General features: G+C 72.2%; 9 protein-coding genes. 2 read left to right on the forward strand and 7 right to left on the reverse strand.

Annotated elements, in window-relative coordinates:
- Positions 1-35: 35 nt before the first annotated feature.
- From ACH9D3_RS10475 to ACH9D3_RS10485, 3 genes are all read right to left on the reverse strand, one after another.
- Positions 36-1,451 carry a sugar porter family MFS transporter gene (locus tag ACH9D3_RS10475; protein WP_396410849.1) on the reverse strand — a complete coding sequence of 472 codons (1,416 nt, stop codon included), beginning with the start codon at positions 1,449-1,451 and terminating at the stop codon, positions 36-38.
- Positions 1,452-1,635: 184 nt separating this feature from the next.
- The gene (locus ACH9D3_RS10480) at positions 1,636-2,829 is read right to left on the reverse strand and encodes an ROK family protein (RefSeq protein ID WP_396410850.1); all 1,194 of its coding nucleotides are present in this window, start codon (positions 2,827-2,829) and stop codon (positions 1,636-1,638) included.
- Positions 2,830-2,993: 164 nt separating this feature from the next.
- Positions 2,994-3,326, reverse strand: coding sequence for a glutaredoxin domain-containing protein (locus tag ACH9D3_RS10485; RefSeq protein WP_396400061.1), 333 nt, complete (start codon positions 3,324-3,326; stop codon positions 2,994-2,996).
- Between the two features lie 427 nt (positions 3,327-3,753).
- Here ACH9D3_RS10485 and ACH9D3_RS10490 point away from each other — a divergent pair, with 427 nt between their 5' ends.
- Positions 3,754-4,584 (forward strand): phosphatase PAP2 family protein, encoded by an 831-nt coding sequence (locus tag ACH9D3_RS10490; protein WP_396410851.1) that lies wholly within the window; start codon positions 3,754-3,756, stop codon positions 4,582-4,584.
- A 42-nt stretch (positions 4,585-4,626) separates the two neighbouring features.
- Here the strand turns inward: ACH9D3_RS10490 and ACH9D3_RS10495 are convergent, their stop codons facing one another.
- The 3 genes from ACH9D3_RS10495 to ACH9D3_RS10505 form a co-directional block, all read right to left on the reverse strand.
- Positions 4,627-6,858, reverse strand: coding sequence for an MMPL family transporter (locus tag ACH9D3_RS10495; RefSeq protein WP_396410852.1), 2,232 nt, complete (start codon positions 6,856-6,858; stop codon positions 4,627-4,629).
- A gap of 129 nt (positions 6,859-6,987) precedes the next feature.
- On the reverse strand, positions 6,988-7,377 hold the full coding sequence (locus ACH9D3_RS10500; RefSeq protein WP_396410853.1) for a universal stress protein: 390 nt from the start codon (positions 7,375-7,377) through the stop codon (positions 6,988-6,990).
- A 42-nt stretch (positions 7,378-7,419) separates the two neighbouring features.
- Positions 7,420-8,823 (reverse strand): amino acid permease, encoded by a 1,404-nt coding sequence (locus tag ACH9D3_RS10505; RefSeq protein WP_396410854.1) that lies wholly within the window; start codon positions 8,821-8,823, stop codon positions 7,420-7,422.
- Positions 8,824-9,010: 187 nt separating this feature from the next.
- On the opposite strand from ACH9D3_RS10505, the gene ACH9D3_RS10510 reads away from it, so the two are divergent.
- A complete protein-coding gene (locus tag ACH9D3_RS10510; protein ID WP_396410855.1) occupies positions 9,011-10,093 on the forward strand; it encodes a nitronate monooxygenase in 1,083 nt (360 codons plus the stop codon).
- Between the two features lie 33 nt (positions 10,094-10,126).
- Here the strand turns inward: ACH9D3_RS10510 and ACH9D3_RS10515 are convergent, their stop codons facing one another.
- Entirely contained in the window at positions 10,127-11,653 is a 1,527-nt protein-coding gene (locus ACH9D3_RS10515; RefSeq protein WP_396410856.1) for an oligopeptide:H+ symporter, read from the reverse strand.
- Between the last annotated feature and the right edge of the window lie 119 nt (positions 11,654-11,772).

The raw sequence follows: 11,772 nt of genomic DNA on the forward strand, positions 1-11,772 counted from the left end.
GGCGGACCGCCGTCGTCGTGCGCGGTGCGGGTCGTTCAGTCCTGCATGTCCTCGAGCTCGATGCCCGTGGTCTCGCGCACCATCTTGACCGTGAAGATCAGGGAGACGAGGCCGAAGAACGCGTAGAGCCCGTATGCGAGGCCCAGGGAGAAGGCGGCCAGGGACGGGAAGGTCACCGTGACCAGCCAGTTGGCGATCCACTGCACGAACCCGGCCACGGCGAGCGCGGCGCCGCGGATCCGGTTCGGGAACATCTCGCCCAGGAGCACCCACATCATGGGGCCCCACGAGACGCCGAAGAAGACCACGAACAGGTTGGCGGCGATCAGGGCGATGGGTCCGGTGACCGGACCGAGCTCCGGAGCGCCGTCGACGACGTTGGCCGTGGCGAACAGGACGGCGAGGGTGCCGAGGGACAGGGTCATGCCCGTCGAGCCCACGAGCAGGAGCCGGCGCCGGCCGACCTTCTCGACGAGGGCGATCGCGACGATGGTCACGGCGACGTTGACCATGGACGTGATCACGGTGATGGTGAACGAGTCGGCCTCGGTGAAGCCCACGGACTGCCAGAGCACGTTCGAGTAGTAGAAGATCACGTTGATGCCCACGAACTGCTGCAGCGCGGCCAGTCCGATGCCGACCCACACGATGGGCTTGAGGCCGGCCGAGCGTCCCCTCAGGTCGGACAGCCGGGGCTTGTGCTCCGTCCGGAGGGACAGCTTGATGAGGCGCACCCGCTCGGCGGCCGACGCGGAGCCCTGCAGATTGGCCAGGACCGCCTCGGCCTCGTCCGGGCGACCGTCCTCCACCAGGTAGCGGGGGGACTCGGGGATCGTGAAGGAGCCGATCAGGTAGGCGACGGCCGGGATGGCCTCGGCCATGAACATCCAGCGCCAGGCCTCGAAGCCCCACCACAGCGGCTCGGTGGACCCGCCGGCCAGGGCGGCGAGCCAGGCGTCCACGGCCAGCGCGATGAAGATGCCGAGCACGATGCCCATCTGCTGCAGCGAGCCCAGCCGGCCGCGCACGGACGCCGGGGCGACCTCCGCGATGTAGGCCGGGGCGATGACCGAGGCGACGCCCACGCCGACGCCCCCGACGATGCGCCAGAAGATCAGCCAGCCGAAGGTGTCGACCACGCCGCAGCCGATGGCGCTGACGAGGAAGAGGACCGCCGCGATCTTCATGACCGGGACGCGGCCCAGGGCGTCCGCCACCCGGCCGCCGGAGAACGCACCTGCGGCCGCGCCGAGCAGGGCCGAGGCGATGGCGAAGCCCAGCGGGCCGGGACCCACGCCGAACTCCTCCTGGATGGCGGAGACCGCGCCGTTGATGACGGCGGAGTCGTAGCCGAAGAGGAAGCCGCCGAAGGCGGCGATGATGCTGATCCGGAGGACGGCCTTGGTGTTCGGGTGCTCCGCGACCGTCGGGGTCGTGGCGTCTTGGCTCATCGGAGAGCTCCCTTGCTGATGGAGAGGTGACTGGTGGTGGACCGGCGTGGCGTCGGGACGTGCCTGCCGTTGCACTCCGGGGCGGACGCACCCTGCGGCGGACGGGGATACCTGTGACGCGGTCCACACTAGAACTTCGGCGCGCCGACTGTCCATTAGTCGAAGACGGCGACCGGTCGGCGCGTCATCCTCCCGGAACGGCACCGGCGGGCAGCTCCGCGTGCTGCAGCGCCAGGACGACCGCGCCCGCCACGTGGGCCTCGATCCCGAGCCGGGCGGGTTCGATCCGCAGGCCCCGGACGTTGCCCCGGATCGCGTGGCGGGACACGGTCTCGCGCAGCGGGCCGAGCAGCAGATCGCCGGCCTCGGCGATCTCCCCGCCGACGACCACGAGCTCGGGGTCGACGGTGTTGCAGAGGCCGGCCACCGCGGCGCCCAGCAGCCGACCGGTGTCGCCGAGGACCCGCCCGCAGCCCACGTCCCCCGCGGCGGCCGCGGCCACGAGACCGGGCACGGTCAGGTCCGGGCCGTGGGTGCCTGCCAGCAGGCGGGTGACCTCCCCGGAGGAGACGTAGGTCTCGAGGCAGCCGCGGTTGCCGCACCGGCACACCCGGCCGCGCTCGTCGACGGTCGTGTGGCCGATCTCCCCGGCGGATCCGGCGGCGCCGCGGAACAGGACGCCGTTCAGGATCAGTCCCGCCCCCACGCCGTGGCCGACCTTGAGGTACACCATGTGCTGTGCGCCCCGCCCGGCGCCCCAGGCGTGCTCGCCGAGGGCCCCCGCGTTGGCGTCGTTCTCGACGACGACGGGCAGCCCGAGCCGGCGCGCGGCCTCCTCGCGGACGCCGATGCCGTCCCAGGCCGGCAGCATCGTGCTCGCGCCGACCAGCTGGCCCTCGAGGTCCACGGGGGCCGGGAGGGTGAGGCCGGCCGCGAGGAGACCGGCCCGCGGGATCCCGCGGCTCCGGAGCAGGGTCTCGAGAGACCGCCCGACGAGCTCGAGGTCGTCCTCGAAGCGGTGGTCCTCCGGCAGGTCGTGGCGCCGCTGGGCGAGGATCCTCTGGTTGAGGTCGGCGACGGCCACCGTGACGTGGCGGTGGCCCACGTCGATGCCCACCACGTGGCCGGCCGAACCCCGGAAGCCGATGAGCTGGCCCCGGCGGCCGGCACCGTCCGACTCGGCGGCCAGCAGTCCGGCGCCGATCAGTTCGTGCACGATGTTGGAGACCGTCGAGGGCGCCAGGGCGGTGCGCCGGGAGATCTGCGCCTGGGTCAGGCGCCCGTGCCGGCGCACCGTGTCCAGCACCCGGCGCTGGTTGGCGTTGCGGAGGGAGGTCTGCGAACCGGGCTGGAGCCGGGGTTCGGCGGACTCGGACATCGTCGTCCTCTTTCACCGGTGAACGTGTGCTGCGGTGCCAGCCTAGTCGTTGTTCACAGGTCGAATACGGGGGAGGGTCGGTGCGGTGCGGTTCCTCCGCGCCGGAGCGCCGGTGCGTCGCGGCGGGCGTCGGCAGGAGCCGCGGAGACGTCGGCCCAGGGACCTCAGGGGACCCGGCCGGCCTCGGCGATCAGCCCCTTGGTGGCCGCGACCCGGTCGGGGGACGCCGCCACGAAGTGCTCGGAGCGGGTCACCACCGTGGGCACCGTGGCGTTGCCGTCGTTGAGGGACTCGACGAACGCGAGGGCGTCCCGGTCCTCCCAGATGTTGGTCCAGGTCGCCCGTCCGGCGTCCGCCCCGAGCCCGCGCTCGAGCATGCTGCAGAACGGGCAGCCCGGTCGCCAGTAGATGGCGACCCCACCGTCCTGCACGTGCTGGACGGCATCGCCGTGGGAGGCGGCCGGTCGGGCGCTGCGGGGCGGGTCCTTCTTGAACACGGGTGCTCCTCGGGGTCGGACGGCGGTGGCCGGGTTGGCGGCCCAGTGTAGCGGGACGTGCCGACGAGCACAGCTGTCCCCTCATCGGGGGACATGCGTTACTCGGGCGAACCAGAGCCGCTCCGGGGCCGTCGCCACTGACCAGTCGGTCGGTCACCACCTGTCGGTTGTCGATCCCTCCCATGGTCGGCGTTCCACGTGAAACGCGGTACGGATAACGGGATATCACCGTCTGCAGGTTGATCGGATCGTCATCGTCATGAGCTGTGCCGCTGTCCGCCATCCAGTGGCGTCGGAGGGCTGCCATGGGGTCATGAGCTTCATGATTTGTCATTTTCTCGGGTCGGCCGGGGAAATCAGCCGGAACCGTCGTGGCGGCCGCGCGTCCGGGAATACCGCTCACGACGCCTGTGCCATGGTGGTGGGCATGGCACTACCGGCGCAGCATCCTTCCCCCCGGCCGGCCCGCTCCACCTGGTCCCTCCCCCAGTTGCACCAGTGGGTGGTCGTCCCCTTCATCGTCGTGCTGAGCACGGCGACGGTGGGACGGCTCCTGGTGTACTCCCCGGGGATCGCGGCACAGGAGACCGAGGTCCTGCACCGTCTCGACGCGGCACGCCTCGGCGTCCTCGACGCCCTGGCGCTCGTCCTCCACCATGCGTTCTCCACGCCCGGGGTCCTCGTCGTCATCGCGGCTCTCACCGCCTGGCTCGCTCTCGCCCGCCGTCGGCCGTGCGACGCCGCCGGCTTCGTCGTCACCGCGCTCTCGGGCTGGGCCGCGGTCGGGCTGGTCGGAGTCGCCGTGGGCCGACCGCACCCCGGCTCCGCGACGTCCACCGAGCCCCTCGTCCTCGTGGAAGGCCTCGCCTCGTTCCCGTCCGGGCACACGGGGGCGGCCGTCGCCGTCGCCGCGGCGTTCTGCCTCGCCGTGCGGCACGCGAGCTGCGTCCCCGCGCTGCTGGTCGCGGGACTGGGGACGGCCGCGCTCGTCGGGCTGTCCCGTCTCTACCTGGGCGTGCACCACCCCCTCGACGTGCTCGCCTCGTTCCCCGTGGCATGGGCCGGACTGGCGGTGGGATGCGGGCTCGCCAACCGGCTCGTGCCCGCCCTCGCCTACGGCTTCGGCTGGCAGCAGGAGGGTGCGGAGTGGCAGGGCACCGAGGAGCGTCCCGCCGCCGGGGCGGCCCGGGCGGAGGACGCCCACCCCGTCACCGCGCGGGTCCCGGTCGTCCCACGGTCGGACCACCACGCCGCCTGAGGCACCGCGCCGGCCGGTCCGGCACTGCTCCGCGACCGCGCCTCAGGGCTCGATCCGCCGGTGGAAGGGCCACCAGATGACCCGGCCCAGGTCGTAGGTGAGAGCCGGCACCAGCAGCGAGCGGACGATCAGCGCGTCCAGCAGCACGCCGAACGCCACGATGAACGCCAGCTGCACGAGGAACATGATCGGGATGACGGCCAGTGCGGCGAACGTCGCGGCGAGCACGATGCCGGCCGACGTGATCACCCCGCCGGTGAGCGTCAGCCCGCGCAGGATGCCCGCCCGGGTGCCGTGGACCAGCGACTCCTCCCGCACCCGGGACATCAGGAAGATGTTGTAGTCGATCCCGAGCGCCACGAGGAAGACGAAGCCGAACAGCGGGACGGAGGGATCGGCGCCGGGGAGATCCAGGACGTTGTTGAACACGAGGGCGGACACGCCCAGTGCCGTGAAGAACGAGACCACGGTCGTGAGGATCAGCAGCACCGGCGCCAGGACGGAGCGCAGCAGCAGCATGAGGATCAGCGTGATGACCACGAGGATCACCGGGATGATCAGCGTGCGGTCGGCGATCGAGGTCTCGTTGGTGTCGATGTTCGTCGCCGTGGTGCCGCCCACGAGGATCTCCTCGTCGGCCGCCCGCAGGTTCTCGCGCAGGTTCCGCACCGTCCGCTCCGCCTCGGGGGAGTCGGCGGCGTCGGAGAGCGTGGCCCGGAGCTGGTGGAGGCCCTCGGCCTCGGTCGGCTCGGCTCCCGCGAAGGGCCCCGCAGGAGGAGGCGCGTCCTCGCCCAGCGGCAGGGTGCCGGACGGCGAGTCGTCGGCGACGGCGACGACGCCGGCGATCCCGTCGGTGTCCTCGACCGCCTCGACCGCGCGGTCCAGGGACTCCGTGGGGACCATCACGACCACCGGGCTGCCGGAACCGCCCGGGAAGTGCTGGGCCAGGGCCTCCTGGCCGTCCCGGGCCGGGGACTCGCCGAGCACGAGCTCGCTCTGCTCCACGCCCGAGGCCTGGAACTGGGTGCTGAACCCGGCGAGCGCGAGGAGCACCACCGTGGTCACCACCCAGATCGCCCGCGGGGCGCGGGCCACGAAGCGAGCGGCTGCGGCCCACAGACCCCGGCCGTCGACGGTCGGACGGCTGCCCGCTCCGTGCCCGACCACGCGCACCCGATCCCTCCCCGAGGCGTCGTACCGGGGCCGGAACGGCCAGAACGCCGCCCGCCCCGTGGCGTGGAGCACCGCGGGCAGGAAGCTCAGGGCCGCCAGCATCGACATCACGATGCCGACCGAGGCGACCGGGCCGAGCGCCTTGTTCGAGGCGAGGTCGGACAGGAGCAGGCACAGCAGTCCGGCGATGACGGTCGCCCCGGACGCGACGATCGGCTCGACCGATCCCCTGAGGGCCGTCCGGGTGGCGTCCGCGCGGCGCCGGTGGTGCAGCAGCGCGTCCCGGTACCGGGCCGTGTACAGCAGGGAGTAGTCGGTGGCGGCGCCGACCACCAGGATGAACAGGATGCCCTGCACCTGTCCGCTGATCGTCACGAGGTCGTTGGCCGCGAGCCAGTAGACGACCAGGATGGCGGCGCTCAGGGCGAACACGGAGGTCAGCAGCACCAGCACGGGCAGCACGGGGGACCGGTAGACGACCAGCAGGATCACGAAGACCACGGCCAGTGCCACACCCAGCAGGAGGCCGTCGATGCCCTCGAAGCCGGCCACGAGATCGGCCGTGAACCCCGCCGGGCCGGTGACGTAGCCCTGCAGGCCATCGGGCCGGTCCGCCTCGAACAGCGCGGAGAGCGCCTCGACGTCGTCGACGACCTCGCCGTCGGGCAGCGGAACGACGATCTGGATGGCCTCGCCGTCCTCGGACGGGATGGGCGGGGAGGGCTCCCCCTCGGAGAGCCCGGTCTCCTGCACGGCGGCGGCGGCCTGCTCCGCCCAGGCACGGTCCGCCGCGCTCAGCCCGCCCTCGCGCTCGAGCAGGACGATCGCGGGGATCGCCTCGGAGTCCCGGAACTCGCCCTGCAGGTTCGTCACCAGGGTGGACTCGGTGGACTCCGGCAGGAAGCTGGACTGGTCGTTCGTGGAGACCTCGGAGATCTTTCCGAAGTACGGCCCGCCCACGCCCGCCACCGTGAGCCAGCCGACGATCAGCAGCGCCGGCAGGAGCGTGCGCAGGAGAGCGGCCCAGCGGGACGGCCGGGGCGGCTCGGGGGGCTCCGCCCAGGGGGCGGGGCGCGGCGCGGTGGGGGCCGAGGCTGGCATGGCGGGCCTTTCACGAGCGGCTGGAGCAGGTCGGAGCCGCGGATCCCGACGGGCCCCGGCACGCTGCACCGCAGGTGACAGGGTCTGTGCCCAGAGTAATAGTTCGAAAACAGAAATAAAATCCCGGGGTCAGTCGTAGACGGCCTTGACGCACAGCACCGGGCACGGGCTCTCGAGCAGCACGCGCTGGGCCGTGCTGGCCATGATGATCTTGCCCACCGGAGAGCGCTTCCGGATGCCCAGCACGATGAGCTCCGCCTGGTGCTCGCGCGCCGTGTCGAGGATGACGTCGGCCGGGTCGCTGTCGTGCGCCGGCTCCCGCAGCTCGTACCGCACCCCGGCGCGGGAGAGCCTCTCCTGCGCGATGTCGACGTCCGTGCCGGCCTCCGGGGACGGCTGGCGCCGGGGCCGCGGCTGCACCACCATCAGGTCGGTGCCGCGGCGCTCGGCCTCGAGGATCGCGGCGTCCAGGGCCGCGTGTCCGGGGGCGGTGGGCAGGTATCCGACGACGACGGTCACGGGATCTCCTCGGGTTGGGTCGCCACGGACGGGCGGACCGGGTCACAGGGTGCGGTGCGGGTCCCCACCCTCGGGCTCGTCCTCCAGGCGTGCGAGGTCCTCCGGATTCTCGAAGCGCACCTTGCGGCCGAGGATCAGGCGGTCGTAGACGAAGTTGACGATCCACAGGCCCAGGCCGATCAGCAGCAGGACCACGGCGATCTGGTACTCGATGAGGTCCTGCGCCCAGGGACCCACCAGGTAGGCGCAGGTGACCGCGCCCAGGTACGGCAGGACGCGGGGGGCGTGGAAGTACTTGTGGGTGGGGGCGTGGTCCCTGCGGAGGATGATCGCCGCGATGTTGACGATGGTGAACACACCCAGGAGGAGGAGGGCCGTGGTGCCGCCGAGGGCACTCGCCGTGCCGCTGCCGAGCAGGTTGTTGATCACGATGATCAGGCCCATCGCGAGCAGGGTCGTGAAGACGATCGCGGACCACGGGGTGCGCCGGCCCTGCAGCACGTGGCCCAGGAAGCTCGGCAGGACGCCCTGGCGGGCCATGCCGTAGAGCAGGCGGGAGGCCATGAGCATGTTGATCAGGGCGGTGTTGGCCACGGCGAAGATCGTCAGGAACGGGTAGATGGTGTCGATCGGGATGTTGGGGGCTCCGACGCGGACCATGTCCAGCAGCGGCGTGGTCGACTCGCCGAGGACCCCGATGGGTACCACCGCCACGGTGAACAGCGAGACCAGGATGTAGACGGCTCCCGTGAGCCCCAGGCCGAAGAGCATCACGCGGGGGAAGTCCCGCGTGGGCTCCTTGGTCTCCTCGACCATGTTCACGGAGTCCTCGAAGCCCACGAAGGAGAAGAAGGCCAGCGAGGTCACGGCGGTCAGCGCGAGGAAGATGCCCTTGTCCTCGGAGGTCTCGAAGATCATCGTCCGGCTGAAGTCGGCCTGGCCCTGGAACGTCGCCCAGAAACCCACGAGGATCACGATGAGCAGCCCGGTCAGCTCGATGCAGGTGAGGATCACGTTGAACACGAGCCCCTCGGTCACGCCCCGGACGTTGATGGCGGCGAGGATCGCGATGAACGCCACGGCGACCACGGTGATCCCGGTGGTGCCGACCTCCAGGCCGAAGCCCCGGGTGAAGTTCGAGGCCACGGCCGAGGCCGCCGTGGAGGCGGAGGTCAGGCCGGAGCTGAGCACGGCGAACGTGACCAGGAACGTGACGAAGTGGATGCCGAAGGCCTTGTGGGTGTACAGCGCGGCGCCCGAGGCCCCGGGATACTTGGTGACGAGCTCCAGGTAGGAGAACGCGGTGATGGTCGCCACCACGAACGCGACCAGGATCGGGGCCCACGCCGCGCCGCCGATCTCGCCGGCGATGTTGCCGGTCAGGGCGTACACGCCGGTGCCGAGGATGTCGCCCACGATGAACAGCAGCAGGAGGCCGGGTCCCATGACCCGTTTGAGCTCCGGCTGGGGACGGGACCTGGCCTGGGATTCGGCTGACTGGGCCATCGAGTGCCTCGAATTCGATCGTGCCGGGAGCGAACCCCGGCGGACGGTGATCGTGGCCACAGCCTATGCCACGACCCGGGGCCGGCCCAGGAGTGACTCGGACCCTCCGCATCCCTAGCCTGGAGGCATGTCGAGGACCCCGCACCGCTTCCGGCTGACCGATCTGTCCGTGCCGTTCGTGGGCGCGCCCATGGCCGGCGGACCCTCGACCCCGGCGCTCGCCGCGGCGGTCACGGTTGCCGGCGGCCTGGGCTTTCTGGCCGCCGGCAACCGCCCGCCGCCCGGCGTCCGGGCGGACGTCGAGGCGGTCCGGGCGCTGACCGACGGCCCCTTCGGGGTGAACGTCTTCGTGCCGGAGGCCGCGAACACCGCGCCCCCCGGCACGGCGGTCGACCCTGCTGTGCACCTGTCGCTCGCGGCCTACCGGGAGGCGCTGCGGGACGTGGCGCGGCAGTACGCGGTGGAGCTGCCGGACACGGACCCCGCCGACGACGACGGATGGCCGGCCAAGCTCGAGCTCCTGGAGCAGCTGCGGGTGCCGGTCGTCTCGTTCACCTTCGGGCTCCCGGCGGCGTCCGTGCTGGAGCGGCTCGCGGCCGTGGGCACCACGACCTCCGTCACGGTGACCTCGGTCCCGGAGGCCGAGGCCGCGGTGCGGGCCGGCGCCCACCTGCTGACGGTCCAGGGCCCTGCCGCCGGCGGGCACCGGGGCACCCACCGCGCCGAGGACGTCCCGGGCGGGGAGCCGCTCCCGGAGCTCGTCGCCGCGGTGCGCGCGGTCGTGGACGTCCCCGTCGTGGCCGCGGGCGGCATCGCCTCCGCGGCCGGGACGGCCACGGCCCTGGCCGCCGGGGCGGACGCCGTCCAGATCGGCACGCTCCTGCTGCGCACGCACGAGGCGGGGACCTCGGCCGCGTACCGGGAGGCTCTCGGTTCCGGCCGCTACACGGACACGGCCGTGACCCGGGCGTTCTCGGGCCGGCCGGCGCGCGGCGTGCGCAACGGCTTCGTGGACCGCTTCACCGATATTGCGCCAGCGGCATATCCGCAGGTCAACCAGCTGACGCGCTCCATCAGGACCGCGGCGGCGCAGCAGGGGGACCCCGAGGCCATCGCCCTGTGGGCCGGTTCCTCCTTCGCGTCGGCCCGGGAGGTCGCGGCGGCGGAGGTGGTGCGGGAGATCACCGCCGGCCGGCCGGCCCCGTCCTGACGGGCACCCGCTCCGCCGGGACGGAGCCGCGGATCAGCGCACGCCGCGCATCGTGCGGCGGATCGACGGGGACAGGACGAGCAGGGCAGCGCCGATCACGATCGTCACGGCGCCCAGGACGCCGAAGTAGACGGCCTCCGTCCGCTCGGCGTAGTAGCCCGCCAGGGATCCCGACAGGGCGGTGCCCAGTGCCACCGAGAGGTAGAACAGGGCGACCATCAGCGCGGGATACGCCCTCGGGGCGAGCTTGGTGGACAGGGACAGCCCCACCGGTGAGACCAGCAGCTCGCCCAGGGTGGCGACCAGGAGGATCAGGGCGGCCCAGAGCACCGGCACGGAGGACACCCCGACCATCGGCAGGAAGATCAGGAACGCCGAGCCCATCAGGACGATCCCGAGACCGAACTTCGTGGGGGTGGCCGGCTGACGGTCGCCCAGCCGTGTCCACAGCACCGCGAACACCGGCGCGAGCAGGATGATGAAGAAGGGGTTGAAGGACTGCACCCACGAGATCGGCATGGTCCAGTCGCCGAGGTCCCGGTCGAGGCGGGTGTCGGAGTAGATGGTGATCACGGTGAACTGCTGCTGGAACAGCGCCCAGAACGCGGCCGAGCCGATGAACATCGGGATGAAGGAGCGCACACGGGAGCGCTCGTCGTCGTCGACCCTCGGGCTGGTCAGCAGGAGGGCGAACAGGGCGACGGCGGCCAGGACCGTCACGAGCACCACGACGTCCGCGAGGTTGCCCGCGTGGAGGACGCCCGTGAGCACGGCGGCCGCGGCGAGGGCGACGACGGCCGCGGCGAGGCCGACCCATCGGCCGTACTGCGCGCGGGGCAGGGGGTTGGGCACGTGGTGCGCCCGGCCGGGGAGCCGGCGGCGGGCGAGCCCGTACTGGGTCAGCCCGAAGGCCATGCCCAGCGCGGCCAGCCCGAAGCCGAGGTGGAAGCCCCAGGTCTGCTGCACGAGGCCGGTCAGCAGCGGGCCGGTGAGACCACCGATGTTGATGCCCAGGTAGAAGATGGAGAACCCGGCGTCCCGGCGCGGGTCGCGGCGCCCGTAGAGGGAGCCCACCAGGTCGGTGATCGTGGCCTTGAGCCCTCCGGAGCCGACCGCGATGAGTACCAGACCGACGGCCAGGCCGGGGACCCCGGGCACCAGGGCCAGGGCGACGTGGCCGGCCATGATGAGCACACCGCTGGTGAACATGGTGCGTTCGGAGCCCAGCAGCCGGTCCGCCACCCATCCGCCCAGGATGGCGAACAGGTAGACGGTGCCGCCGTAGGCGCCCACGATGCCGGCGGCCGTCGCCCGGTCGATGCCCAGGCCGCCCTCGGTCGTGGCGAAGTACATGTAGAGCAGGACGATGCCCTGCATGCCGTAGAAGGAGAAGCGTTCCCACAGCTCCACGCTGAACAGGTTGGCCAGCATGCGCGGCTGGCCGAAGAAGCTGCTGTCGTCGGGGCCGGGCAGGTCCGCACCGGGAACGTCGTCGTGGTGGTCGCGCGGGTCGAGGGCGCCGGTGGCGCCCTCCGGCCGGCGGGGGGTCGGGGAGGTCATGCGGTCCATGATTTACCTACCGGTCGGTCCAGCACCAATCGGTGTGCTCCCGACGCCGGCGGCCCCCGTGTCCGGCCGTCCGGCCGGGAGCAGCACGGGAGACGCCCGGGACCACGGCG

This window comes from Kocuria kalidii (assembly GCF_044462225.1).
GTDB lineage: Bacteria > Actinomycetota > Actinomycetes > Actinomycetales > Micrococcaceae > Kocuria > Kocuria kalidii.

Bases quoted from the DNA above. Each gene is read 5' to 3' on its own strand.
- ACH9D3_RS10505 (WP_396410854.1), bottom strand. From the start codon at position 8,823: ATGGGACCCGGCCTCCTGCTGCTGTTCATCGTGGGCGACATCCTCGGC.
- ACH9D3_RS10495 (WP_396410852.1), bottom strand. From the start codon at position 6,858: ATGCCAGCCTCGGCCCCCACCGCGCCGCGCCCCGCCCCCTGGGCGGAG.
- ACH9D3_RS10490 (WP_396410851.1), top strand. From the start codon at position 3,754: ATGGCACTACCGGCGCAGCATCCTTCCCCCCGGCCGGCCCGCTCCACC.
- ACH9D3_RS10515 (WP_396410856.1), bottom strand. From the start codon at position 11,653: ATGACCTCCCCGACCCCCCGCCGGCCGGAGGGCGCCACCGGCGCCCTC.
- ACH9D3_RS10510 (WP_396410855.1), top strand. From the start codon at position 9,011: ATGTCGAGGACCCCGCACCGCTTCCGGCTGACCGATCTGTCCGTGCCG.
- ACH9D3_RS10480 (WP_396410850.1), bottom strand. From the start codon at position 2,829: ATGTCCGAGTCCGCCGAACCCCGGCTCCAGCCCGGTTCGCAGACCTCC.
- ACH9D3_RS10475 (WP_396410849.1), bottom strand. From the start codon at position 1,451: ATGAGCCAAGACGCCACGACCCCGACGGTCGCGGAGCACCCGAACACC.